This is a genomic window from Sphingomonas bacterium, from assembly GCF_028292945.1.
Taxonomy (GTDB): domain Bacteria; phylum Pseudomonadota; class Alphaproteobacteria; order Sphingomonadales; family Sphingomonadaceae; genus Sphingomonas.
In genome coordinates, this window is sequence record NZ_JAQGLJ010000107.1 from 1 (window position 1) to 25,464 (window position 25,464).

Sequence of the window (25,464 nt, forward strand, 5' to 3'; positions counted from 1 at the left end):
GGTCGCCGCGCGGCGCAGCCGCTGCCCGCCGGCAGCGCGGGCGGTCGCAACGCGGTAGCGCAGGTGCCCGCGTCGGGCGGCAGACTAGTGGCGGACAAGCCGCTCGCCGCGTCGCGCGGGGTGGCGCCGGGCGCGGCATCAGGCGGGTCGCTGGTCCAGTTGGGCGCTTACCCGACCGAGGCGGTGGCGAACGCCGCATGGATCGGGTTCACGCAGCGGTTCGCGTATCTCGAGCCGCTGGGCAAATCGATCCAGCCGGTCGCGGCGGGGGGCCGCACCCTATACCGCCTGCGTGTGAACGCCGGTGGAGCGAACCAGGCCGCGGATATCTGCGGACGGCTGAAGGTCGCGGGCGAAAGCTGTTTCGTGGCGGCGTAGCGACGGCGACGGGTTGTCGCTACATGACCCGTCATGAAGCCTGTCATCTTCGGCCTGTCCGGCCTGTCGCTCACGCCTGACGAGCGCGATTTCTTCCGCGACGCCGCGCCGCTTGGCTTCATTCTCTTCAAACGCAACATTCAGGGTCGTGCGCAAGTGCTTGCGCTGACGGACTCCTTGCGCGAGCTGACCGGCCGCGACGATCTGCCGGTCCTGATCGATCAGGAGGGCGGACCGGTCGCGCGGATGGGGCCTCCGGTGTGGCCCGTCTTTCCTGCCGGACCGGCGTTCGACCGGCTGTACGAGACAGCGCCGATGTCGGCGATCCAGGCGATGCGCGCCAATGGCCACGCGCTGGGGCTGATGCTGAGCGAGGTCGGCATCACCGTCGATTGCGCGCCCATCCTGGACGTGGTGCAGCCCGACACGACCGACGCGATCACCTGCCGTGCCTATGGCGCCGAGCCGATGCGCGTTGCGGCGCTGGGGCGCGCGATGCTGGAGGGCCTGCGTTCGGGCGGGGTGGTGGGCGTCATCAAGCACATGCCGGGCCATGGCCGCGCGCAGGTCGACACGCATCACCTGCTGCCCACCGTGACCGCGTCCGCCGAAGAGTTGGCGATTGATCTGGAGCCGTTTCGGACGCTGAATCACGCAGGCATGGGCATGACGTCGCATATCGTCTTCGAGGCATGGGATCGCGATCGGCCCGGCACGCTGTCGCCGGTCATCATCGAGGACGTGATCCGCGGCCAGATCGGCTTCGACGGGCTGTTGATGACCGACGACATCGACATGAAGGCGCTGTCGGGCACGGCGGGCGAGAAGGCGGCGGCAGCGGTGGCGGCGGGGTGCGACGTGGCGCTCGACTGCTGGGCACGGATGGGCGAAATGGAAGAGATCGCGGGTCTGCTCGGTGACGCGCCGCCCGCTACGCTGGAGCGCCTGGAGCGGGCGATGGCGATGCGCGAGGTACCTGCCGGCGAGGTCGACGATTTGATCGCGCGGCGGGATGCGTTCCTGGCGCTCGTCTGACGTGGACGATCAGCTGGCCCTCGACCTGGAGCATTGGGAAGGGCCACTGGACCTGCTGCTGTCACTGGCACGGGCCCAGAAAGTCGATTTGCGAAAGATTTCGATCGGGCAGCTGGTCGACCGCTATCTTGCGGTGATCGAGCGCGTTGCAGCGGAAAAGCTGGAAATTGCGGCCGACTGGCTGGTGATGACGTCATGGCTTCTCTACCTCAAATCAGGATTGCTGCTCCCGCGCGACCCGGGGGAGCCGCCGGACGGCAATGCACTGGCGCTCCGGTTGCAGCTGCGGCTGGAGCAGCTGGCGGCGATGCGCGAGGCGGGTGCGCGGCTGATGGCGCGCGACCTGTTGAGCCGTGACGTGTTCGCCCGTGGCGCCCCCGAAGGACTGCGCACGATCCGCCATGCACGTCCGGCCGCGTCGCTTCATGACCTCCTCGCCGCCTATGGCCGCGTCAGTGCGCGCACGCGACCGGCACTCCACATCGTTGCCGACCGCGAGGTGATGACCTTGGAAGACGCGATCGCCAGGCTTGGCGCTATGCTGGGCCGTAACCGATCGTGGCAGGCGCTGGAGCGGTTTCTACCTGCATCCGCATCGCGGCGGCGGCGGCGGTCAACGCTCGCTTCGTCATTCCTGGCTGCGCTGGAGTTGGCGCGGCAGGGACGTGCCGACCTGCGCCAGGAGGAAGCATTTGCACCGTTGCACCTGCGATCTGCGGTTGGCACTGGCGGGTGAGTCCGCCTGACCAGATCGTCCGTGCGGTGGAGGCGGTGCTGTTCGCGACCGAGGTGCCGCTCGATGTCGACGCGATCGCGGCCTTTGTCGGGAACAGCGACGTGGCGGCGGCGCTGGCGCGGCTGGAACTCGACTATGCCGGGCGCGGCGTCGGCCCGGTCCAGCGGGGGGGACGGTGGCACTTCCAGACCGCGCCCGACCTCGCGCCCCTGCTGCGCCGGGATCGTGCGGAGACGCGGCGGCTGAGCCGCGCGGGCATCGAGACCCTGGCGATCATCGCCTATCACGAGCCGGTCAGTCGCGCCGAGATCGAGGCGATCAGGGGCGTTCAGATCGCCAAGGGCACGCTGGACGTGCTGATGGAAGCGGGCTGGGTGCGTCCGGCCGGTCGCCGCCAGACGCCGGGCCGACCACTCACCTATGCCACGACCCCAAACTTCCTGTCGCACTTCGGGTTGGCCGACCGCAGCGACCTGCCGGGCGTGGACGATCTGAGAGCGGCGGGGCTGCTCGATATGTTCGACGTACCGGCGCAATCGGCGGCCGCAAACGCGGAGGTGGAAAAGGACAGCGAAGAGGCATAGATGAGGCTCTACCCTCCAGGAGACACGTCATGGGCGGCTTCAGCCCCATTCACCTGCTCATCCTCGCCATCGTCGCAATCCTGTTGCTCGGCGGCGGGCGCTTCTCCAGCTTGATGGGCGACGTCGCGAAGGGTGTGAAGAACTTCAAGAAGGGCATGACCGAGGACGACGGTGGAACGGCCGCGTCGCCATCACGGCTGGAAGCGCAGAAGGGGGCGGAGCCTGCCTTCGATCGTGACGGCAACAAGGTGCGTGACGAGCGTTGATCCTGTCTCCCTCCGGCGGCTGAACTGAATGTTTGACATCGCGCCGACCGAATTGCTGGCCGTCGCGGTCGTCGCGCTGCTGGTGATCGGTCCCAAGGATTTGCCCAAGGCGATGCGCGTGGTCGGCCATTGGGTCGCGCGCGCGCGCGGCGTTGCGCGTCAGTTCCGGTCCGGCTTCGACTCGATGGTGCGCGAAGCGGAGCTTGCGGAGATGGAGAAGAAGTGGGCCGAGGAAAACAAGCGGATCATGGACGAGCATGGCGGGTCCGCGGAGACGCAACCGACCACCCCGGCAGACGAGCCGGACTCGTACTACACAGCTGAACCGGACCTCTTTTCGCAACCCGTCACCGTCGAGAAACCGGTCGTCTCCGCCGCTCCCAGCGACGGCACGGCTGCCGCCGATGCGAAAGCTCCCTCGTGACCGGCCCGTCCGAAATCGACACGGTCGACCTCGATGGCACCCGCGCGCCGTTGCTGGATCACCTGATCGAGCTTCGGCGACGATTGCTGTGGTCGATCGTGGCGCTGATCATCGCCTTTTGCGGCGCGCTTTATTTCGCCCGGCCGATCCTCGCGATCCTGGTGGAACCTCTGCAATCCGCCGGGCAGCTGGAGCTGATCAACACGGACGTCTACGGTGGCTTCGTCGTCGAGATAAAGGTCGCGTTCTTCGCGGGCATGATGGTGTCGTTCCCCATCATCGCGAACCAGCTTTGGCAGTTCATCGCCCCGGGGCTGTACCGCAAGGAGAAGCGTGCGCTGCTGCCGTTCCTGCTCGCGACCCCGGTGCTGTTCGGCGCGGGCGCGGCGCTCGCCTATTATTTCGCGATCCCCATGGCGCTGAAGTTTCTGCTGGGCTTCCAAGGCGACCTGGGCGGTGTCACGCAACGCGCGCTGCCGGATGTGTCCAGCTATCTGCGGTTCGTCATGCAGTTCCTGTTCGGCTTCGGTATAGCGTTCCTGTTGCCGGTGCTGCTGATGCTGCTGGAGGCGGCCGGTATTCTCACCCGTGCGCAGCTGATCAGCGCGCGGCGTTATGCGATCGTCGGTAATTTCGCGATCGCCGCAGTACTGACGCCGCCTGATGTCGGGTCGATGATGATGCTGGCGATCCCGCTCTGCCTCCTTTACGAGGTTGCGCTGATCGGCATCTGGCTCACCGAACGGAAGCGGCATCGGGTTGCGGCCGAAGCATGAAGCTTCGGCCGATGCTCTATGGTTAAACCAATCTTGGCTGCACCCTGAACTGCTACTTCGCGCCGTCCGCCGTCTTTGCTACGGTATCGCCGGCAGAACTGACATCGCGACCGACACCTTCGACCGTGTTGCATGCCGAAACCATCAGCGCGCCGGCTGCCAACGCCAAACCCATCAGCTTACGCATAACCTGAACTCCCACGGACGTCATATCCGTGCCTTATCAAACAACGGCCGGACATTTCGTTCCCGGACTTGACGAGTGCTCGAGACGCAAAAAGGCCCGGCAGCGCCTCCGGGGGGGGGAGGGGAGACGCTGCCGGGCCCATGTCGTGGATAGCGAGAGCGGGGGGGCATATCGTCGCTATCCGAACTACATAACGACGTCTGGGTTGTGCGGTTCCCAGCCGAAAGGTTTTTTTCTGACGGCTCAGGCCCGACCAACGGTGCCAAAGCCGATCTCGTAGATTCCGGCGAGCGGGTCATGATGGAGCGGCGCGCGCAACTGTCGCGACAGCCCCTGCATGACGCGGGCGTACCGGGTGCGGACCAGTTCGCTCAGGGTCTCGCTCTCGATCAGCGCGCGCGACACGACGCGCAGGGTCGCGCGATCAGCCTCGTCGGCGGCAGTCCGAACGGCGATGCGAACCTGCGCGGATGGATCGCAGTTCATCGCCAGCTCCACGGTTTCGGTGATCAGGAACGCGACCGCGACGGCGATGTCCTGGTTCACCATCAACGACTCGACCTCCAGCGTGATGCCCAATCCGCTTGCACCCTCGGGTGCCGATGCGCGGAGGTTCGCCGCCAGCTCGCCGATCATGGTGCGCAGGTTCAGTCCACGGTTCTCTTCGTTCTCCGCGAAATGGTTGCGGTGTACGACCGCCAGCGCGTCGACACGGCGTTGAATTGACGAATAGGCGGCAGTCGCGTCGGCGCTAGGAGCGCCACGCGCATGAAAACTGATAAGGCTAGAAATCACTTGGAGGTTGTTCTTGACACGATGATGGACCTCCCGTGTCAACTTGGTCTGACGTACGAGACCCTCGGCAAGTCCCGCTTCGTGGATCGCGACGGTCCGGCTGATCGCGCGAAACGTATCGCCAAGCTCGCGGATCTCGGCGGCGGGCAGGGGACCGTCAGCGCCCACCTCGATGACCTGACCGGGCGTGAACGCGGCGGCGCTGGCGCGGAGCCGCCGGAGCGGACGGATGAGAAGACGGTCGACCACGAGCCATGAGATCCCGGCCGCGGCGACCCACATCAACAGCGGCAACAGCAACGCGACGATCAGCGAGGAGGAAATCGGCGCGCTGCGAATCCTGGTCAGCAGCGTGAGTTGCGCAATACCAACCTCCGTGCGGATCGTTTCGAACCGGCCGAGACTGCCCGCCTCCGGGCCCCGGAGAAGCCGTATCTCGTCCCCGCGGAGCTGGAGCGTGCTCTCGAAGGTCGATGCAGGGCCGCTGGGTCGCACCAGGGCGGACAGTCTTGCGGTCGGAAAGAACGCCTGCGCGTTCAGCCGCGTCGGCGCCGGCGCCAGGGCGAGGAGTACGCCCTGATCGCCCACAAGAACCGCGCGGATGTCGCCCTTGCCGCCAGGTACGGTTCCCGCGATGCCGAGTGAGGCGCCGCAAATCACCTGGCCGGTACGATCCGTGATGCTGAAGCGGCCACCTCCCACCGCCTGCGCGAACACACCCTGCACCCGCGCGCAGCTGGCAAGGTCCCGTGGGTCGACGTGCAATGCTTGAGCCGCAAGTTGCAGCGCACGCATCTCGCCGGAAACCTCGATGGCAATCGCGCGCGCGCTCTCGGCCGATGTGAGCCGCAAGCGCGCACGGGTCTCGGCATCCGATAACCGCGTCGTTTGAAGCGTCGCAGCGATCGCGATCATCGCGAGCGGCGCGAGGCAGAGGCTGAGGATCAGAAACAGTTTGGTGCCGGTTGGCAGCCGGGCCACCCAGGGCAGCGCCGATGCAAGGCGCGGATCGCCGGCTGTCGACGGCTGAGCGGATCCGCCGGTAGCCATAGCTCCGGTGATCAGTCTAGCTTGGAGAGCAGGTCGAGCATCTCGTCGGGGACCGCTTCCTCCACCGTTCGCTGATAGACGGAGCGCAGCGCCAAGCCCATTTGTGGCTCATCAGCCCGCTTGGTGACGTTCTTCGCGGGCTTCGGCATCTTGTCGTTCGATTCGGGCAAGCTAAGATCATCCCCCTCGGCCCCGCAAGGCCGGGCGCGAATGACAAATGCCACCGGCGCAACGCTCCCATCGGCGATGGTCGCGCTGCCCCGGACATGTGTTTTGCTGCGCGATGAAACCAAAGATGCCGACGATTGTTCCACCCCTTGCGCGAAAAAACCGCACAGCCCAGGGGGCGGGCGGGGCTTTCAACCCGACAAGACACATCAGCGCCGTCGCGGCAGAAAGAAGCGACGGAGCCACCAGGGAGTATTATTCGCCAATGTCGCTTGGACAGCAACTCGCCCCGCACCTTCCCTTTCTGCGGCGCTACGGCAGGGCCTTGACGGGCAGTCAGACACATGGCGACAAATATGTTCGTGCCACGCTGGAGGCTATCGTCGCCGCTCCCGATCAGTTTCCGCGCGACGTGGAGCCGCGACTTGGGCTTTATCGCATGTTTCAGGGCATCTGGAATTCTGCCAATTTCGACGAAACCGGATACGAGCCGATCGGTGACACCGGGGCGGGACAGGAAGCAGTGGCCCAGGCGCGCCTGTCGCGCATCACGCCGCTTTCCCGGCAGGCGCTCCTGTTGACCGCGATGGAGGGCTTCACGCCCGAGGACGCGGCGTACCTGATCGAAGTCGACACCGACGAGGTCGAGACGCTAGTCGCCGAGGCGCTCCGCGAGATCGAGCATCAGACCCGCGCTCGGGTGTTGATCATCGAGGACGAGCCGATCATCGCGATGGATATCGAGACGATCGTGCGCGATCTGGGTCATGACGTCACGGGAGTCGCCGTCACGCGCGATGAGGCGGTGGCGCTGGCGATGGAGGATCGTCCCGGTCTGGTGCTGGCGGACATCCAGCTCGCCGACGACAGCTCGGGCATCGACGCGGTCAAGGACATCCTGGCGGAATTCGCCGTTCCGGTCATCTTCATCACTGCCTTTCCCGAGCGGTTGCTGACGGGGGAGCGACCGGAGCCTACGTTCCTGATCACCAAGCCGTTCCAGCGTTCCACGGTGAAGGCGGCAATCAGTCAGGCGCTCTTCTTCGACCAGAACACGTTGCCCGGCGCTGCCTGAGCGGCACGTCGGATCGAAAACTCTTGCGGAAGGTTGAGGGAGCATGGCTGATCCGAACGAGCAAATCCACATCAACACCACCGAGGCGCGGGGCGGCGCCACCCCCGGCATGACGCGCTACATTCTGGGTGCTTCACTGGCGCTGGTGATCGTCGCGTTCATTGCGGTGTATTTCCTCTGGGCGGCCTGACCGCAAGGTGATCCGAACGCGCGATTGGCAATTGCGGTCGGGCGACCTATGGTGTTGTCCGGCTCAACGCAGCGGGTAGCTGTATTTTCCCTTGGCCATCAGATCGGACCCGATGACCGAACCGCTGCTGCGCGACGACGAAGACGACGAACTGGGAGAGGCGACGCCGGAGCCTGTTCCGCACGTCGCGTTATCCGATCCCGAGTTCAAGAAGCAGTTGGCGCAGGTCATCCCGCACCTGCGCGCGTTCGGGCGCTCGCTGTCGGGCAGCCGGGATCTCGCGGACGACCTGGTGCAGGAGACGCTGCTGAAAGCATGGGCGGCGCGGCTGCGTTTTCAGGCAGGTACCAACATGCGCGCCTGGACGTTCATCATCCTTCGCAACCTGTACCTGAGTCAGATGCGCCGTGCGCGGTTCAAGGGGGAATGGGACGATCTGGTGGCCGATCGCATCCTCGCGGCGCCCGCGAGCCAGGATCGTCATGTCGAACTGGGCGACATGCAACGTGCGCTGATGCACCTGCCGCAGCCACAACGCGAGGCCTTGATCCTCGTCGGCGCGGGCGGCTTTGCGTATGAAGAGGCAGCCGAAATCTGTCAGGTGGCGGTTGGCACCATCAAGAGCCGCGTCGCGCGCGGTCGGGTCGCGCTCGAACATCTGTTGACCGAAGGCGTGCTGCCTTCGCGCCGTGATCACGAGGTCGATGCAAGCAAGTCCGCGCTCGATTCGATCATGGGCGATGTGGAGACGTTGAGTCGCGGACGTTAGCCCCTGCGGCTCATCGCTGGCGATCTAAACGCCGGATCAGACGGGTCATGTCTTCAGGCATCGCCGGGCATGGGAATACTCCACGCAGCGCTGCACCAATGGCGTCGGAGGGTCGTGGTCGCCGGACGACTTGCTCGGCATCAACGGCCATCGAGATGCACAGCGCAGACATGCCATCAACAACGTCACAGGTCCGTCATGGTTGCCTCAACCTGGTAGAACCGGTTGGTGCGGCGACGGCATCGATCGCATGATCGTATCGCTCGACGGCGAGATACTTGGCACCGCGGCGGGGCGGGCGCGGGCACATTCTCCGTTCCTGGCCATGCTGCTGGATCGCGAGCCTGAACTGTCCGCCCAGATCGCGGGCGGGCACGTCATGCTCGACCTGCAGGCGATCGCGCCTGGCAAATCGACCGCGGGGCGATTGCGGTTGCAGCGTCGGGCACTGGCGCTGACGGTTGCGATCGGCGATTTGGCCGGGCTGCTCGACCTGACGGCGGTCACGGGGGCGCTGACCCGCTTCGCGGACTCGGCGCTCGATCAAGCGATCGCCAGCGCGATCGTCGAGCGCACGCCCGGTGCCGAGCCGGTCGGCTTCGCGGCGATCGCGCTGGGCAAGCAGGGCAGTCACGAATTGAACTATTCGTCGGACATCGATCCGATCCTGCTCTATGATCCCGCGACATTGCCGTGCCGCCCGCGCGAGGAGCCGAACGAGGCGGCGGTACGGATTGGCCGGCGCGTGGTGGAACTCCTGCAGGCGCGCGACGCGGACGGCTATGTGCTGCGGGTCGACCTGCGGTTGCGGCCGTCACCGGAGGTAACGCCGATCGCGTTGTCGGTCGACGCGGCGATCGGCTATTACGAAAGCCAGGCGCTGCCCTGGGAGCGCGCCGCCTTCATCCGCGCGCGGGCGGCCGCGGGGGACGTGGCGCTCGGTCAACGCTTTTTGGACGCGGTGCGGCCTTTCGTGTGGCGGCGCTCGCTCGATTATGGCGCGCTGGGCGAGATCAACGCGCTGACCCGACGCATCCGCGACCATTATGCGGGCGGACAGGCGTTCGGCCCCGGTTTCGACCTGAAGCGGGGGCGCGGCGGAATCCGTGAGGTGGAATTCTTCGCCCAAGGCCTGCAACTCATCCATGGTGGTCGCGACCCGTCCTTGCGGGCACCGGCGACACGCGACGCGCTGGCCGCGCTCGAGGCGGCAGGTCTGCTCGAAGCGCGCGATGGGGCGATCCTGCGTGACGCTTACACGCTGTTGCGGACGATCGAACATCGCGTGCAGATGGTCGACGACCGCCAGACGCACCTGCTGCCGACGGGCGCCGCACTGGATAACGTCGCGCGGTTGCACGGGTTGGCGCAGGGCGAGGCGTTGCTGGACCTGCTGCGTCCGTCGGTGGCGGCGGTCGCGACCCGCTACGATGCGCTCGACGGCGACGCGGCGACGGCGGTCACGCGCGATCCGGCCGCGCTGACCGCTTTGCTCGGAGAGGCGGGCGCGCAGCGGGTCGCAGCGTGGCGCGCGGGCACCTATCCTGCCGTGCGATCGGGGGCGGCGCAGACGGCGCTGGAGGCGGTGTTGCCGATGCTGCTGCCGGCGATTGTGCGAGCACCCGTGCCCGCTGCGGCAATGCAGCGCTTCGATGCGATGCTCGAACGGATGCCGAGCGCGATCAACATTTTCAGATTGCTGGAAGCCCGACCGGGATTGGCGACGCTGCTCGTCCAGATCCTCAGCCACGCGCCGCCGTTGGCGGACGAACTCGGGCGTCGTCCCGCGCTGCTCGATGGGCTGGTGGACGCGACCGCGTTCGATCCGGTCGGCAGCGTGGGCGAGCTGGCACTCGAAATGCGCGGCGGCGACGCGCCCGATTATGGCGCGATCCTCGACCATGTCCGCCGCGTCGTGGGTGAGAAGCGGTTCGCGCTGGGCGCACAGATCATCGCCGGGCGCGGGGACCCACTGGCGGTGGCGGCGGGCTATGCGCGCGTGGCGGAGGCCGCGACGGAGGTCCTGACCGCCGCGACCGTCGCGGCATTCCAGGTGGCGCACGGGCGCATCCCGGGCAGCGAACTGATCATCCTGGCGTTGGGCCGCTTCGGCGGCGCGGCGTTGACGCATGCGTCCGACCTGGACGTGATCTACCTCTTCACGGGCGAGTTCAGCGCCACGTCAGACGGTGCCAAGCCGCTCGGTGCCACCCTGTATTATAACCGCCTCGCGCAGCGGGTGACGGCGGCGCTGAGCGTCGCGACCGCAGCCGGGCCGCTATATCAGGTCGATACGCGCTTGCGGCCGCAGGGCGCGCAGGGCCCGCTGGCGGTAAGCCTCGACAGCTTCGCGCGCTATCAGCGCGAGGAGGCGTGGACGTGGGAGCACATGGCGCTGACCCGCGCGCGTGTGGTGTTCGGATCGCCCCCTGCGCGCGAAGCGGTCGGCGAGACGATTGCGGCCGTCCTGAACGGCCAGCGTCCAGAGCGACCCATCGTGGCGGACGCAGTCCGCATGCGCGCGGAGATGGCATCACACAAGCCGCCCCGTGGGCCGCTCGACGCGAAGCTGTTGCCGGGCGGATTGGTCGATCTGGAGTTCGCGGTGCATGTTGTGCAACTGTCCGCCCGCCAAGGTTTTGACCCCGATCTGGGCAGAGCCATCGACGTATTGTGGGCGGCGAAGCTCGCGCCGGCCTCGATCCGCCAGGTGCATGATCTGCTCACGCGTTTGCTGGTGACGCTGCGCCTTGTCGCCCCCGATGCGGTCGAGCCCGATCCTGCGACGCAGGCGCTGATCGCGCGGACGCTCGGCGCGCCGGACTGGGCGACGGTGCTTGCCTCGCTCGCGGCGGCTCGTCAGGACGTATGTCGTTGGTGGGAAGAGGTGACGCATGGAGACGGGAACGCCGCTGCCTGACGTAGCGGTAACGCTGCCGGACGGCGAGCTGCTGCCGCTACCCAGCCTCAGCGGCGCAGCCTGTGTCATCTATTTCTATCCCAAGGCCGACACTCCTGGCTGCACGCGCGAGGCACAGGATTTCTCGGGCCTCGCCGATGCGTTCTCGGCAGTTGGCGCGTCGGTGCTGGGGATTTCGAAGGATACACCCGGCAAGCTCGGCAAGTTCGCCGGCAAGCACGGTCTGTCGGTGCAGCTAGCCGCCGACGAGAGCGGTGCGGCCTGCGAGGCGTTCGGCGTGTGGGGCGAGAAGCAGCTTTATGGCCGTACGTATCTCGGGATCGAGCGCGCGACGTTTCTGTTCGGATCGGACGGGCGACTGGTGCAGGCCTGGCGCAAGGTCAAAGTGGCGGGCCATGCCGACGCGGTGCTTGCGGCGGTGAGCGACCTCAGGCCGCCGGCCGGCTGAGCGCCGTCAGATCAACGCGCGGGTGAGATCTCGCATCAGTGCGCCCGCGATCGGCTGATCGAAGCGGCATCCCAGGCGCTCGCCATCGAACCAGACAACGGTGGCGGGGATCGGCCAGCCGCCGTCAAGTCGCAGCCACAGTCGGTCACCGGCGACATGCTCGCCCGGTGACGAGATGCGGCAGCCATAGATCGACAGGTCCAGCAGCTCCGCGTCCTGTGCCTTTTCGCCATGGCCTCGAACGGTCGCGCGGGAGACCACGACCGTGTATCGCCCCGCCCGACGATCGTCGCTCGGTGCGGTCGCGTGCAGCTGCCAGACGTCGGTTGCCATGCCCATCCCCTTCGAAATGCCGTTTTAGAGGAAGGACGTCGCCGAACCGTTAAGATGGTGGACCAACAGTGCCGCAGCTTCGCGCGGTGCGCTTGCGGCTGTTCGGCGGCTATGGTGAGGTGGCCTGGAGAGGATGTTCACCATGGCTAGCGCCGCCGCGAAACCGTTCCCGACGCCAAAGGGGCTGCCGGTCGTAGGGCATTTGCACCAGATCGCACGCTCGGGGCTGGTCGGCCATCTGCTGGCGGTTGCACGTGACTTCCCAGGCGGCGTCTTTCAGCTGAAATTCGGTAGTCGCGTCGGTATCTTCATAACCGATCCTGACATCGTCGCCGAGCTTTCCGACGAGACGCGCTTTCGCAAGATGCCCGGACCCGGTCTGCGTGTCGTCAGGCGATTCGCCGGTGACGGGCTGTTCACCGCGTTCAGCGAGGAGCCGAACTGGGGCAAGGCGCATCGCATCCTGCTACCGGCGTTCAGCCAGCGCGCGATGCGCGGCTATTTCGACCTGATCGTCGAGGTTTGCGACCAGTTGGTAGCGAAGTGGGAGCGCGCCGCCGGCACCCCAGGAGGCCGGGACGTGCTGGTCGCGGACGACATGACGCGGCTGACGCTCGATTCGATCGCGATTGCGGGGTTCGGCCATCGGTTCAACAGCTTCGAGCGCGATGAACTGGACAGCTTCCTGATCGCACTCGGCGATGCGCTCAGCGAGTCGATGAGCACCATCACTCGCATGCCGTTCCAAAAGCCCTTCGCGAAGAAGGCCCAGGCGCGGTTCGACGCGGCGATCGCGGAGATGAACGCGCTTGTCGACGGCATCATCGCCGACCGGCGGGCGCGCCCCGACGCGAGCGCGAAGGACCTGCTCAACCTGATGCTGACCGCCGTCGACCCCGAGACAGGCGAGCGGCTGGACGATCTCAACATCCGATACCAGGTGCTGACCTTCCTGATCGCCGGGCACGAGACGACATCGGGGATGTTGACGTTCGCGTTCAGCTACTTGCTGCGCAACCCTGCGATCCTGGCGCAGGCCTATGCCGAGGTCGACCGCGTGCTCCCGGGCGAGACGGCGCCCGATTATGCGCAGGTCGCGAAGCTGGAGGTGATCGAGCGCATCCTGAAGGAGGCGCTGCGGCTGTGGCCGACCGCCCCTTCGTTCAGCCTGGCACCCTTCGAGGACCAGCAGGTCGGCGGCTTCACCTTGCGAAAAGATCGCCCGGTCAACGTCTTCTCCCCCGGACTTCATCGCAATGCCAAGGTGTGGGCGGACCCGGAAGAGTTCGATATCGACCGCTGGCTGCCGCAGAACGAGGCCCAGCATCACCCCCACGCCTACAAGCCGTTCGGCAATGGCGAGCGCGCGTGCATCGGCCGGCAGTTCGCGATGGTGGAAGCGAAGATTGCGATGGCGATGCTGCTGCGCCGGTTCTCGGTCAGCGACCCGCATGGCTATCGGCTCAAGATCAAGGAGACGCTGTCGATCAAACCCGACAACTTCTTCATGCGCGTACGATTGCGCGGGTCCCACGAACGGCTGAGCATAGTGGCCAATGCGCCGGTACCGGAGGATGTGCCGGTCGCGGCGGTGGCGGGAACGGGCAAGCGGTTTTCCGTCGTCTACGGATCGTCGCTGGGAACCGCCCGCGAGATCGCAGAGGAGATCGCCGAACGCGCCCGCGTCGACGGGTTCGAGGTGGCGGTGCGCGCGATGGACGAGTCGCTGCGATCGGGGGCGGAGCCGGAGGACAAGGTGATCGTCGTCGTCACCGCGACCTATAACGGTCGCGCGCCCGACAGCGCGCTGGCGGTCGAACGCGCGCTGGATGCGGGGCAGTTCGACGGCGCCGATTGGTCGGGCGCGACCTTCGCCGTGCTCGGCATCGGCAACTCGCAATGGCCCAATTACCAGAACTTCCCCAAGCGCATCGACGCGGCAATCGAGGCGACCGGCGCGACGCGGCTGGTGGCGCGCGCGGAGGCGGACGGGCAGGGCGACTTCGACGGCGCGGTGGGGGGGTTCGTACGCGATCTGTGGCGCGCCCTCGGCGCCGCCGAACCGAGCGCGGCGCAAGGTGGCGGGCTGTCGCTGGTCACGGTCGACGGCAGCGCGACCCGCGCGGCTGCGTTGCCGGAGCATGCGCAGCGCCTGACGGTGATCGCGAATGACGAACTCGTCCGCTCGGCGGACGGGCTGTGGGACTTCGCGATCGAGCCGCCGCGACCCTCGACCCGGCTGATCCGGCTGCGCTTGCCGGAGGGGCAGAGCTATCGCACCGGTGACCACATCGCCGTCTACGCGCACAATCGTCCGGAACTGGTGGAGCGCGCGCTGTCGCGGTTGGGACTGGACGGAGCGACGCAGCTCAAGGTGGAAGCTCAGGGCGGGCGCTTTCGCCACCTGCCGCTCGGCGAGACGGTTACCGTGCGACAGCTGCTGTCGGACTTCGTCGAGCTGTCGGACCCGCTGCCGCGTCGCGCACTGAACGTGGTGACGAGCCGATGTCCCGACACGCAGCGCAAGCTCGTGGCGCTGGAGGTCGCGTATGACGAGGAGGTCGCGGCCAAGCGCCTGACGCTGCTCGATCTTCTCGACGCGAATCCCGCCGCCGAGCTGTCGCTGGATCAGCTGGTCGAGCTCTCCGCGCCGATCGCGCCGCGCTTCTACTCGATCGCGTCGAGTCCGCTCGCTTCCCCCGACATTGCCGACCTGATCGTCGGCACTACCGTCGCGCCCGCATGGTCCGGGCTGGGCGAGCATCGCGGCTTTGCATCGAGCTATATGGCGGGCGTCGAACCGGGCGCGGCGGTGTTCGGCTATGTGCGCCGACCCAACCCGCCCTTTGCGCCGCCCGCCGACTCTGCCGTGCCGATGATCCTGATCGGACCGGGCACCGGGTTCGCGCCCTTGCGTGGCTTTTTGCAGGAACGAGCCGCGACGGGCGGGGCTAAAAGCCTGCTCTTCTTCGGCTGCCGGCACCCCGACCACGACTGGTTCTGCCGCAATGAGATGAGCGAGGCGCAAGAGCAGGGCCTGATCGATCTGTTCGTCGCCTTCTCCGCTGTCGCCGACCACTCCTGGCGGTTCGTGCAGGACGCTTTGTGGGCGGAGCAGGCTCGCGTCTGGGCCGCGCTGGAGGCGGGCGCGCAGGTCTTCCTGTGCGGGGACGGACGCTACATGGCGCCGGCAGTGCGTGACATGTTGATCCGCATCTGGATGCAACAGGCAGGCGGGGACCATGCGGGCGGCTCGGCGTGGCTTGAGGCACTGATCGAGGACGGCCGCTTCCATCAGGACGTGTTCGGGTTCGGGAAATAGGCTTTACCTTCCGCCCAACACCCGTTGCCCTAGCGCGTTGCCGGGTGCAGCATGAATCAAGTGCACGGTGCCGTCAGCGCGCCCGAGGAGAGGTTCATGCAGCAATTGTCCGCGCAGGATGCGTCGTTCGTCTATCTTGAGACGCCCCACACGCCGATGCACATCGGCTCGGTGGGCATCTACGACCCATCCACCGCGCCCGGCGGGTTCGTGCGGTTCAAGGACATCCTGCGCTTCATCGAACAGCGGCTGCCTGGCGCGCGATCGTTCCGCCAGCGGCTGGTGCGGGTGCCGTTCGACCTCGACCACCCTTATTGGATCGAGGACCCCGAGTTCGACATCGAGTTCCACGTCCGCCACATCGCACTGCCCAAGCCCGGCGACTGGCGACAGCTGTGCATTCAGGTCGCGCGCCTGCACGCCCGGCCGATGGACCTGACCAAGCCGCTATGGGAATTCACGATCATCGAAGGGCTGGACAATATCGACGGCCTGCCGCCCGGCTGCTTTGCGCTCGTGTCCAAGGTCCACCACGCCGCAATCGACGGGATGAGCGGCGTCGAAATGTCAGCGGCTGTCCACGATCTGGACGCCCTGATGACAGTGCCCGACAAGCCCGATGCGTGGCGGCCCGACCACATGCCCAAGGTCGCGGACCTGCTGGCGCGGTCGTATTTCAACAGTTTGATCCAGCCGATGCGCGTGATGGAGACGATCGGCCGCTCGCTGCCCGGCATGGGCAAGCTGGCGGCGCAGGTCGGCAAGGGCGATGTGTCGATCAGGAATGCGCGGCCCGCGCCCAAGACCCGGTTCAACGCCAAGATCTCGGCGCATCGCGCGTGGGACGCGGTGTCCTTCAAGCTGGCCGATATCCGTGAGATCAAGGATGCGGTGGCAGGCGCCACGGTCAACGACGTGGTGCTGTCGATCGTCGGTGGCGCGTTGCGATCATATCTGAACGCGACGGGCGACCTGCCCAAGGACACGCTGACCGCGATGGCGCCGATCTCCGTGCGCGGTGAGGGCGAAAAGGCGGCGCTCGGCAACCTGGTGTCGGCGATGGTCGTCGGGCTGGGCACGCAGGTGGAAGACCCGCTGGAGCGGCTGCGGTTCGTCCATGCCGAAGCGGTTAATTCAAAGGCGATGACCAACGCGGTCGGCGCGCGGACGCTGGCGGACTACAGTCAGCTGATGCCTGCCGCGCTGTCGGGAATTGCGGCGCGGCTGTATACCAGGGTGGGTGCGGCGAACGCGCACGCGCCCATCTACAATTGCGTGGTGACGAACGTGCCGGGCAGTCGCGTGCCGATGTACTTCGCCGGCGCCCGGATGGTGGCGATGTATGGCACCGCGCCGGTGTTCGACTCGATGGGGCTGATCTTCCCGGTCTACAGTTATGGCCCGACGATCGCGATCTCGTTCACCGCCGACCGCGACATGCTGCCGGACCCCGACCGACTGGCGGACGCGCTGGGATCATCCTTCCAGTCGCTCAAGTCTGCCGCGCTCCAGCATCGGGGGGAACGCTCGGGCACGCCGCCGGTTGAGATCAACGACAACAAGCCGGCCGGAAAGTCGGCCACCCGCAGGAAAGGAAATGCACATGGCTGAGAACGATACCGTCGCCGCAGCTGCCGCCGAAGAGGCCAAGAAGAATGCCGACTTCGCGGCCAACCAGGCGAAGTCCGGTGCCGATCAGGCGGCGAACTTCGCCAAGGGCGCCGCCGACCGGATGCGTGACGCCGGCGCGCAGGCGCAGACGGTCTTCCAGGACCGGGTGGTCGAACCCGCCAAGCGCGCTGGCGAAGCGATTCGCCAGGGCGGACAGAAGATCGCCGAGAACAACCAGCAGATCGGCGTCAAGATGATCGATCAGGCCGAGCAGAACACGCACGAGGCGTTCGCGGCGATGCGCAAGGCGGCGAGCGCCAAGGACCTGTCCGAGGTCATGCAGGTTCAGGGTGAGTATCTGCGCGAACAGAGCCAGCGGTCGATGACGCAGGCCCGCGAGATCGGCGAGCTGATCGTCAGTTTTGGCCGCAACGCGGTCGGCGCGATGCGCGGCGGCACCGACATGGGTTCGGACCGCAAGGGCGGCGAGTAAGGCCTCTTCCCTCTCCCGCGAGCGGGAAAGGGACAGCCTTGCGGAGCGAGGCAGGGTGAGGGCGCAACGGAGGAGGGGAAGGCCCGTCCGTCGCATGGCAGGCCCTCACCTTGGCGCTGCGCGCCGGTCTCTCTCCCGCAGGCGGGAGAGCGTAGGACGATCACCTGCCGCGCGGGTACATCCAGCCGTGCTTCAGCCGCTCGCGGTCGAAGCGCTGCCACTGGCCCGGCTTCTGGGCCAGCCGGTCGGCCACCGCCACCAGCACCGACGGGTTCACCCCCAGACCGCAATGCGAGCCATGGACCTCGATGCTCTCCGACCGCGCGTCCTCGTCCTCGCGACAGGTCTGCCACGCAACCACGCCATCACCCTTTGTGTAAATCGCGGTGGTCGGCACCGACGGGCGCGCGGCGATGTCCGCCAGCATGTCCTGCGTATGAGCGCCGTCGACCCTGGTGCCGCTCATATACTCGTAAAGCCGCCAAACGTTGGACGACTTGGGACTACCAGCAAACGGCGATCCCAGCGTGATCACCTGGCGAACGTGCGTCGGCGCGCGTTTGGCGAGCAGGCGCGCCATGACGCCGCCCAGGCTCCAGCCGACCAGCGAGACCTTCTGACCGGTCGCCGCATGGACCTCAGCCAGTCGCTCGACCAGCTTCTCGCCCTGCGCGCCGATCGCACGCGGGCCGAGGTTGCGACCAAGGTTCCAGCTATGCGCGTCGTAACCGAGCGCCTTCAGGAAGCGGCGCAGCACGCGCGTCGAGGTGTCGCTGGTCATGAAGCCTGGCAAGACCAGCACGGGATGCCCGTCGCCACGCGGCGCGGTGGCGAGCAGCGTTCCCATCGAAACGGCGAGCGCGCCCCACTCTGCAATCGCGCGCGGCAGCTCCGTCAGCGCAAGCAAAGCAGAGGGCGGCTTGATCCGACCGACATCGGGTCCAGGGATAAGTGCGGCAGATGCCATCGAGAATGTCTCCGTATTCGCTCCATCAACCCTTTGGCGGCGCTTATGTTTCATCGACACCGAAGGCTTTTTGCTGCGCTGCAACACGGGCCGCGTCGTGCGACAGGATCGCGAGGTCGTGCGAGTGGCCGTCGCGGCCACGAACCTGGTCCTTCAGCAGCGCCTCCGCGCGAAAGCCGAGGCTCTCGAACAGGGCGACAGAGCCGGTCTGATCGGGTGTCATGCGGGCGGACAGCTTGGCCAGCCCGCGCCCATGCGCGATCGCGAAGATCGCCTCCAGCAAATCGCGCCCGAGGCCCGCGCCACGCCGGTCCGGAGAGACGAGCAGCCTGACCTCGCCCACATGCGCGCTCCAGCCGAGCGGATCGCGCACCAGCGCCGCCGTCCCGACCACGGCCTTGTCGGTTGCGTCAAGGTCCTCGGCGATCAGGCTGTCAATCCATCCCTCCGCGACCGCGTCCAGCCATGCCGCGATAACCCGCGGGTGCGTCAGGTCGCGGCCGAGAAACAGCAGGTCGTGTTCGTCGAGCGTCGCGACGAAAGTGGCGACACGGTCCCGATCCGTAGGTTCGAAGCGCCGGATGGTGTGGTTCATACGCTGCGCGCCCCCAGCCACTCGACCAGCCTGGGCCACAGCCGCTTGATGGCATTGCCGCCTGCGACCAGGCTGACATGACCGCCCTTCAGCACCACCTCGTCCTTGTCCGCCGCGCCGATCATGCCCAGCAACGGCGCGGACGCCGCTGTGGGCACGATATGGTCGTGCAGCGCGGCGACATGCAGGAATGGCACGGTCACGGCCGACAGGTCCACCGCCCGACCTGCCACCTCCATCGTGCCATGCAGCAGCCGATTGTCCCACATCAGCTGCTTGGTGGTCTCGCGAAAATACTCCCCCGCCAGGGGCAGGATGTCGGTCGCCCAGCGATCGAACATGCGAAAGGATCTGACGAACTGATCGTCGTGCAGTTGGTCGACAACGCGGATCTGCTGCGCGATGCGGGCGCCGGGGCGGAGCATGTCGAACGCGGTATACAGATAGTCGCCGGGGCAATTGCCCAGCGTGTCGACCAGCCGATCGACATCGAAAAAGCGGCGATCCGACCAGTTCTGGAACATCTCCATCGCAGAAAAGTCGACGGGCGTGGTGAAGGTGACCAGGTTCGCGAGACCCTGCCGCGTTCCCTCCAGCGCCGCCCACAGCAGCGACAGCACGCCGCCGAAACAATAGCCGATGACTGACAGGTCTGGCTCACCCGTTTCGCGCTTCACCCGCTCGACGGCGGTCGGCAGGAAGTCGAGCACGTAGCTGGCGAGCGTCAGCGCCTTTTCGTCTGCGCGCGGTGCTTCCCAATCGAGCATGAACACGTCGAAGCCGGCGCGCAGCAGATACTCGACCAGGCTCTGCCCCGGCACCATGTCAAAGATGTAGCCGCGATTGGTGGTCGCCATCACCAGCAGGATGGGGACGCGGTACACGTCGTCGACCAGCGGACGATAGTGGTAGAGCCGCATGGTCCCGCGCTCGATCAGCACGTCCTTGGGAGTTGCGCCCAGCTGCGGACCGCTGAGCGTCAGGTACTCCAGCCCCTTGAGATTGCGCTGAAGCGCGCGGTCGAACTCGGTCGCGGCAGCCGAAAACGGGCCCAGGAGATCGGCCGCGGTAGCCACTTTACTCCGTCATTCCCGCGAAGGCGGCAATCCATCTCTCCACCAGTGCGTGTCGTGCGATGGATCCCCGCCGTCGCGGGGATGACGAAAGGGAGGCCCTCAACTAGCTTGCTCCAGCGGAGGCTTGCGCCCGCGCGTCGGCTTGGGCCGTTCCGAGACGACCGGCACCGCACCGCTAAGATGCCCTTCGATCCGCTCCAGCGTCGCCTCGATGCGACCGATGCGCGCCGAAAGATCGGCGAACTCGGTGCGACTGGGCAGATTGGCGGCGGCGAGGGCGCGCTCGGACATGCCCTTCATCGCCGCCTGCGCTTCGAGCTGCGCGTTCTGCGCGCCGTTCATCGCCTGCGACCATCCGTCGGTCTTGAGCATGTCGCCACCGACGCTGCCGGCGAGCTTTTCCCATTCGCCGAGCATGGTGCGGAAGAAGGCGCCAGGGTCCGTGGCCATGCTGCGCAGCATCGGCGCGGCACGCGTGCGCGTCAAGGGCGCGGGCTGGTCACGTCCAGGGTCGAATCGCCGCCCAGTGCGCGGTACAGCGCGACGCGGTTGTTCGCGGCAACCAATGTCGTCCGCACGACCTGCTGCTGGGCCGTGTAGAGCGATCGTTGCGCGTCCAGACTGGCGAGGAAAGTGTCGATACCGCCGCGATAGCGTGCGTCGGTGAGCCGGAAGCTGTCGGCGGCGGCCGCGGCGAAGCGGCGGTTGGCGGCTATCTGCGCATCAATCGTGCCCTGCCGCGCCAGTGCATCCGCCGTCTCGCGGAATGCGACCTGGATCGTACGTTCATACTGGGCGAGCGTTGCCTCACGCTGCGCCTCGCTCAACGCGACGTTCGCGCGGCCGGCCCCGGCCGAAAAGATATTGTAGCTGACGCTCGGTCCGGCGGAGAAGTTGAACGCGCTCCCGGTGAAGAGCGATGTCAGCGCGGTAGAAGCCAAGCCGAGCACGCCCGTCAGGGACACACGGGGGAACAGCGCCGCGCGTGCCGCGCCGATATCGCCGTTGGCCGCGCGGAGCTCATATTCGGCCTGCACCACGTCCGGCCGACGTAGCAACACGGCGCTGTCGACCCCCGCCGATAGCGCTACGATGGCAGGCGCGGCCTGATCGATGCCGGCGGGTAGCAGCGCCGGCTCGACCGGCGCACCGACGAGGAGCTCCAGCGCGTTCAGGTCCTGCGCCACGGCGGTCGTCTGTTCCGCCACGTTGGCCTGCGCGGTCGCAAGGATCTGCTCGGCCTGCGCCAGGTCGGTGCGCGGTGCGACACCACCGCGTAGGCGAGCGCGGGTGAGGCCGACGCTCTTCTCGGCAATGGCAACGGTCTGGGTGGCGAGCAGCAGCAGGCTACGATCGGCCGCGAGCTGCAGCCATGCATCGGCAATATCCCCGACCAGCGTCAGCCGCGTCGCGCGCGCGGCGGCTTCGGTTGCGAGGTAGCGGTCCAGCGCTGCGCCGGTGAGCGAGCGAACCCGGCCGAACAGGTCGATCTCGAACGCCGTGACGCCCGCATCCACCGAATAGCTGCTGCCGACACCGCCCCCACTCGAGGCCGATCCGCCCTGCCGCGACAGGCGGTAGTCGGCGCCGGCATCGACGGAGGGGAATCGGTCGCTGCGCTGAACACGGTAGCGCGCGCGCGCCGCCGCGATGTTGGCAACCGCGACCCGAAGATCCCGGTTGTTGGCCAGCGCGCGGCCGATCACCTGTTGCAGCCTTAGGTCGGTGAACACCTGCGTGTAGCTGACCGAGGGAAGGGCGGCCTCGGACTGGCGTAGGTAGGCATCGCCGACTGGCCAGGAGGAGGGTACGGGCGCGGGCGGCCGGACATAAGGCGGCGCGACCGAGCAGGCGGAGAGCATTGCCAGGGTTAGAACGGCGCTCCAGCGACCCCCCTTCACGCCACTGCCTCCGACTGAGCGCCGCCTTGGAAGCCGGTCGGCTTGCCACGCATCTTCGCCACGCCGTCCCGCACGCCGCGCCGAACCAGGACGAAGAAGAAGGGGATGTAGAACAACGCCAGTACCGTCGCCGTCAGCATCCCGCCGATCACGGCGGTGCCGATCGCGATCCGCGCGTTGGCGCCCGCGCCAGTCGAGATAGCCAGCGGCAGCACGCCGAAGATGAAGGCCAGCGAGGTCATCAGAATAGGCCGCAGCCGGATCTTGGCGGCTTCGAGCGCCGCCTCGATCACGCGCGCGCCCTTGCGCTCTGCCTGTTCGGCGAACTCGATCATCAAGATGGCATTCTTCGCGGCGAGTCCCATCGTCGTCAGCAGGCCGATCTGCAGGAAGACGTCGTTCTGCAGACCCCGCAAGGTGACGGCGACGATTGCGCCGAGCAGCCCGACCGGAATGACCAGCAGCACCGCGACGGGTATCGACCAGCTCTCGTACAACGCAGCGAGGAAAAGGAAGACGACCAGCAGCGACAGGGCATAAAGCAGCGGAGCCTGGCCCGACGAGAGCCGTTCCTGATAGGACAATCCAGCCCAGGCAATCGACGTGCCCGGTATCTCGCCGGCGAGCGCGGCGATGCGGTCCATGGCCTCGCCCGACGACCTGCCAGGCGCGGCCTGACCCTGAAACTCGAACGAGGGCACGCCCGAGAACCGCGACAGCGTCGTTGGTGCCTGCGCCCAGGAGATACGGGCGAAGGAGGAGAATGGCGCCATCTGGCCGTTGGCGCCGCGAACGAACCATTGTGATATGCTTTCCGGCGTCGCGCGATAGGGAGCGTCACCCTGCACATAAACGCGCTTCACGCGGCCACGATCGATGAAATCATTCACGTACCGACCACCCCAGGCGATCGCGAGCGTGTTGTTGACGTCGGTCTGGGTCAGGCCGAGCACCGCGAGCTGGGTCTGATCGATCTCCAGCTTGAGCGTCGCGATGTCGGGCAGCTCCGACAGACGCACCGAGGTGAGCGCCGGGTCGGCGTTCGCGGCGGCGAGCAGCCGGTCGCGAGCCGCAGCGAACTCCGCACGCGACAGGCCACCGGAATTCTGCAACGCCATGGTGAAGCCGTTGCTCTGCCCCAGTCCACGGATGGCGCCGGGCACCAGCGCAAACACCTCCGCGTCGCGCAAACCGCGGAACGCGGCCGACGCCCGCCGCGTGATCGCATCGGCGCCGTTCTCCTCGCCCTTGCGCTCGTCCCAGGGCGCGAAGTTGATGAACCCCTGGCCCGTGTTCTGCCCAGCCGCGCCGCCGCCTCCGCCGCCCGATACCGTGAACAGCACGGAGACGTTCTTGCCTTCCTGTTCCAGAAAATAGTTCTGCACCCGCTCCTGCACCTCATAGGTACGGCCTTGGGTGGCGCCGGCCGGCAGGCGGATCTGGACACTGGCCGCGCCCTGGTCCTCGGTCGGCAGAAAGCTGGTCGGCAGGCGCAGGAACAGGATCACCAGCAGGGCGACCAGGCCAGCATAGACCAGCAGCCATAGCCACCTGCGATTGATCATTGCGCTGACCGCCACGAGGTAACGCTCAGTGCCGCGTTCGAGGCCATGATCGAAGCGCTCGCCCATGCGCTGTGCGAATGCGGTCAAGCGCGGAAAGCGACCGGTGACCGGTACGTCCACGCGCGCCTTCTCGCGTCGCTTGAGCAGGTGCGAAGTGAGCGCCGGGGTCAACACCAGCGCCACCACGACCGAAAGGATCATCGCCGAGATGATGGTGAGCGAGAACTGGCGGTAGATGACCCCGGTCGAGCCACCGAAGAATGCCATCGGCAAAAACACCGCCGACAGCACCAGCGCGATGGCGATCAGCGCGACGGTGATCTCGTCCATCGACTTGATGGTCGCGTCGCGCGGCGACATTTCCGGGTTTTCGTCGAGCAGCCGCTCGACATTCTCCACCACCACGATGGCATCGTCGACCAGCAAGCCGATCGCCAGCACAAGGCCGAACAGCGTCAGCGTGTTGATGGAAAAGCCGGCCAGCGCGAACACCGCGAACGTGCCGAGCAGCACGACCGGCACCGCCAGCGTCGGGATCAGCGTCGCGCGCCAGTTCTGGAGGAACACGAACATCACGATGACGACGAGGACAATCGCCTCGATCAGCGTCTTGACCACCTCCTCGATCGACAACTTGATGAACAGCGTGGTGTCGTTGGCGTAGGAGAATTTCAGGCCGGGGGGAAAGTTCTTCGCGGCGTTCTCGACGAACGCCTTGACCAGTTCGGAAGTCTTGAGCGCGTCGGCACCGGGGGCAAGGTTGATCGCCAGGCCCGCGCCCGGGTGCCCATTGATGCGGCTGCGGGGGTTGTAGTTCTCCATCCCCAACTCGACCCGCCCGATGTCGGCCATTCGCACCGTCGCGCCGCTGGCCCGGCTTTTGAGGACGATATTCTCGAACTGCGCGACGGTCTGAAGGCGCGACTGGGCGGTGACGGTCGCGTTGAGCATCTGCGTGTCGGGTTGCGGCTGGCCGCCGATCTCGCCCGCCGCGACTTCGGTGTTCTGCGCCTGGATGGCCGCGACCACATCGCCCGGAATGAGCTGAAAGCTGGCGAGCTTCGCCGGGTCTAGCCAGATGCGCATCGCATATTGCGAACCGAACACGTTCGTCTCGCCGACGCCCGGAATGCGCCCGACCTGGTCCTGCAACGCGGTGACCATGAAATCGGATACGTCGCCGTTCGTCCGGCGGCCGGTCTCGTCATAGACACCGACGATCATCAGGAAGTCGGGATTGGACTTGGTGACGGTCAGCCCTTGTTGCTGAACCTGCTGCGGCAGGCGGCTGATCGCCTGCTGAACGCGGTTCTGCACCTGCACCTGCGCAATGTCGGGATCGGTGCTTTTGTCGAAAGTGGCAGAGATCGACACCTGGCCCCGCGACGAGGAGGACGCGGTGAAATAAAGCAAACCGTCGATCCCGGTCAGCTGCTGTTCGATGATCTGGGTGACGCTCGACTCGATCGTCTCGGCGGACGCACCGGGGAAGCTGGCGCGGATATTCACCTGCGGTGGGGCGACGTCTGGATATTGCGCGATCGGAAGGGTCGCGATCGCGCCCAGCCCGGCCAGCATGATGATGATGGCGATCACCCACGCGAAGATGGGCCGGTCGATGAAGATGCGGCTGATCATCGCGCGGGGTTAGCGGCTGCCGCCGGATCGGGCCGCGTCCGGCTGCGGCGCCTGCACGCGTTGCGGAGCGTTGGCGGGCACCGGGCGAACGGGAATGCCGCCGCCGCTGGTCGCCGCGGCACCGCGTCGCGCGCCGGCCTGACCTCCGGCATTGCGGCTGCC

25 protein-coding genes are annotated in these 25,464 nt (G+C 66.8%); 15 read left to right on the top strand and 10 right to left on the bottom strand.

What is annotated here, in order from left to right:
• The 7 genes from JWN21_RS11525 to tatC form a co-directional block, all read left to right on the top strand.
• Positions 1-378, top strand: a 378-nt coding sequence (locus JWN21_RS11525) for an SPOR domain-containing protein (RefSeq protein ID WP_299650072.1), incomplete at its 5' end; no start/stop codon positions are given.
• A 33-nt stretch (positions 379-411) separates the two neighbouring features.
• Entirely contained in the window at positions 412-1,413 is a 1,002-nt protein-coding gene (locus JWN21_RS11530) for a glycoside hydrolase family 3 N-terminal domain-containing protein (protein WP_299650075.1), read from the top strand.
• Positions 1,391-2,149: a ScpA family protein gene (locus JWN21_RS11535; RefSeq protein WP_299650077.1), complete on the top strand. Its 759-nt coding sequence runs from the start codon at positions 1,391-1,393 to the stop codon at positions 2,147-2,149. Before JWN21_RS11530 ends, JWN21_RS11535 begins: the two co-directional genes overlap by 23 nt.
• Complete coding sequence (locus tag JWN21_RS11540) at positions 2,146-2,733, top strand: SMC-Scp complex subunit ScpB (protein WP_299650080.1); 588 nt, start codon at positions 2,146-2,148, stop codon at positions 2,731-2,733. Before JWN21_RS11535 ends, JWN21_RS11540 begins: the two co-directional genes overlap by 4 nt.
• Before the next feature lie 29 nt (positions 2,734-2,762).
• Positions 2,763-2,999 (top strand): Sec-independent protein translocase TatA, encoded by a 237-nt coding sequence (locus JWN21_RS11545; protein ID WP_299650083.1) that lies wholly within the window; start codon positions 2,763-2,765, stop codon positions 2,997-2,999.
• 28 nt (positions 3,000-3,027) lie between these two features.
• The gene (gene tatB, locus JWN21_RS11550) at positions 3,028-3,423 is read left to right on the top strand and encodes a Sec-independent protein translocase protein TatB (protein WP_299650086.1); all 396 of its coding nucleotides are present in this window, start codon (positions 3,028-3,030) and stop codon (positions 3,421-3,423) included.
• Complete coding sequence (tatC, locus tag JWN21_RS11555; RefSeq protein WP_299650089.1) at positions 3,420-4,199, top strand: twin-arginine translocase subunit TatC; 780 nt, start codon at positions 3,420-3,422, stop codon at positions 4,197-4,199. The genes tatB and tatC overlap by 4 nt, the downstream gene beginning before the upstream one ends.
• A gap of 52 nt (positions 4,200-4,251) precedes the next feature.
• Here tatC and JWN21_RS11560 read toward each other — a convergent pair whose 3' ends face one another.
• The 3 genes from JWN21_RS11560 to JWN21_RS11570 form a co-directional block, all read right to left on the bottom strand.
• Positions 4,252-4,386, bottom strand: coding sequence for an entericidin A/B family lipoprotein (locus tag JWN21_RS11560; RefSeq protein WP_299650092.1), 135 nt, complete (start codon positions 4,384-4,386; stop codon positions 4,252-4,254).
• A 243-nt stretch (positions 4,387-4,629) separates the two neighbouring features.
• A complete protein-coding gene (locus tag JWN21_RS11565) occupies positions 4,630-6,231 on the bottom strand; it encodes a histidine kinase dimerization/phosphoacceptor domain -containing protein (protein WP_299650095.1) in 1,602 nt (533 codons plus the stop codon).
• A gap of 11 nt (positions 6,232-6,242) precedes the next feature.
• Complete coding sequence (locus tag JWN21_RS11570) at positions 6,243-6,380, bottom strand: NepR family anti-sigma factor (protein ID WP_299650141.1); 138 nt, start codon at positions 6,378-6,380, stop codon at positions 6,243-6,245.
• A gap of 284 nt (positions 6,381-6,664) precedes the next feature.
• Here JWN21_RS11570 and JWN21_RS11575 point away from each other — a divergent pair, with 284 nt between their 5' ends.
• From JWN21_RS11575 to JWN21_RS11595, 5 genes are all read left to right on the top strand, one after another.
• The gene (locus JWN21_RS11575; RefSeq protein ID WP_299650098.1) at positions 6,665-7,474 is read left to right on the top strand and encodes a response regulator; all 810 of its coding nucleotides are present in this window, start codon (positions 6,665-6,667) and stop codon (positions 7,472-7,474) included.
• Positions 7,475-7,517: 43 nt separating this feature from the next.
• A complete protein-coding gene (locus JWN21_RS11580; protein WP_299650101.1) occupies positions 7,518-7,664 on the top strand; it encodes a hypothetical protein in 147 nt (48 codons plus the stop codon).
• A gap of 112 nt (positions 7,665-7,776) precedes the next feature.
• Complete coding sequence (locus JWN21_RS11585) at positions 7,777-8,433, top strand: sigma-70 family RNA polymerase sigma factor (RefSeq protein WP_299650103.1); 657 nt, start codon at positions 7,777-7,779, stop codon at positions 8,431-8,433.
• A 250-nt stretch (positions 8,434-8,683) separates the two neighbouring features.
• The gene (locus JWN21_RS11590) at positions 8,684-11,353 is read left to right on the top strand and encodes a glutamine-synthetase adenylyltransferase (protein ID WP_299650106.1); all 2,670 of its coding nucleotides are present in this window, start codon (positions 8,684-8,686) and stop codon (positions 11,351-11,353) included.
• On the top strand, positions 11,328-11,801 hold the full coding sequence (locus JWN21_RS11595) for a peroxiredoxin (protein ID WP_299650109.1): 474 nt from the start codon (positions 11,328-11,330) through the stop codon (positions 11,799-11,801). Before JWN21_RS11590 ends, JWN21_RS11595 begins: the two co-directional genes overlap by 26 nt.
• A gap of 6 nt (positions 11,802-11,807) precedes the next feature.
• Here JWN21_RS11595 and JWN21_RS11600 read toward each other — a convergent pair whose 3' ends face one another.
• Positions 11,808-12,134, bottom strand: coding sequence for a PilZ domain-containing protein (locus JWN21_RS11600; RefSeq protein ID WP_299650112.1), 327 nt, complete (start codon positions 12,132-12,134; stop codon positions 11,808-11,810).
• 142 nt (positions 12,135-12,276) lie between these two features.
• On the opposite strand from JWN21_RS11600, the gene JWN21_RS11605 reads away from it, so the two are divergent.
• The 3 genes from JWN21_RS11605 (at position 12,277) to JWN21_RS11615 (ending at position 17,560) form a co-directional block, all read left to right on the top strand.
• Positions 12,277-15,456, top strand: coding sequence for a cytochrome P450 (locus JWN21_RS11605; RefSeq protein ID WP_299650115.1), 3,180 nt, complete (start codon positions 12,277-12,279; stop codon positions 15,454-15,456).
• A 96-nt stretch (positions 15,457-15,552) separates the two neighbouring features.
• Positions 15,553-17,067 carry a wax ester/triacylglycerol synthase family O-acyltransferase gene (locus JWN21_RS11610; RefSeq protein ID WP_299650118.1) on the top strand — a complete coding sequence of 505 codons (1,515 nt, stop codon included), beginning with the start codon at positions 15,553-15,555 and terminating at the stop codon, positions 17,065-17,067.
• Positions 17,060-17,560, top strand: coding sequence for a phasin family protein (locus JWN21_RS11615; RefSeq protein ID WP_299650121.1), 501 nt, complete (start codon positions 17,060-17,062; stop codon positions 17,558-17,560). The genes JWN21_RS11610 and JWN21_RS11615 overlap by 8 nt, the downstream gene beginning before the upstream one ends.
• Positions 17,561-17,720: 160 nt before the next feature.
• On the opposite strand, the gene JWN21_RS11620 is transcribed toward JWN21_RS11615, so the two are convergent.
• From JWN21_RS11620 to JWN21_RS11645, 6 genes are all read right to left on the bottom strand, one after another.
• A complete protein-coding gene (locus JWN21_RS11620; protein ID WP_299650124.1) occupies positions 17,721-18,467 on the bottom strand; it encodes an alpha/beta hydrolase in 747 nt (248 codons plus the stop codon).
• A gap of 103 nt (positions 18,468-18,570) precedes the next feature.
• Entirely contained in the window at positions 18,571-19,143 is a 573-nt protein-coding gene (locus JWN21_RS11625) for a GNAT family protein (protein ID WP_299650127.1), read from the bottom strand.
• Entirely contained in the window at positions 19,119-20,198 is a 1,080-nt protein-coding gene (locus JWN21_RS11630; RefSeq protein WP_299650130.1) for an alpha/beta fold hydrolase, read from the bottom strand. The genes JWN21_RS11625 and JWN21_RS11630 overlap by 25 nt, the downstream gene beginning before the upstream one ends.
• Positions 20,199-20,297: 99 nt before the next feature.
• The gene (locus JWN21_RS11635) at positions 20,298-20,648 is read right to left on the bottom strand and encodes a hypothetical protein (RefSeq protein WP_299650133.1); all 351 of its coding nucleotides are present in this window, start codon (positions 20,646-20,648) and stop codon (positions 20,298-20,300) included.
• Between the two features lie 32 nt (positions 20,649-20,680).
• Positions 20,681-22,060, bottom strand: a complete 1,380-nt coding sequence (locus JWN21_RS11640) for an efflux transporter outer membrane subunit (RefSeq protein ID WP_299650143.1) — start codon at positions 22,058-22,060, stop codon at positions 20,681-20,683.
• 35 nt (positions 22,061-22,095) lie between these two features.
• Positions 22,096-25,302: an efflux RND transporter permease subunit gene (locus JWN21_RS11645; RefSeq protein ID WP_299650138.1), complete on the bottom strand. Its 3,207-nt coding sequence runs from the start codon at positions 25,300-25,302 to the stop codon at positions 22,096-22,098.
• Positions 25,303-25,464 lie beyond the last annotated feature (162 nt).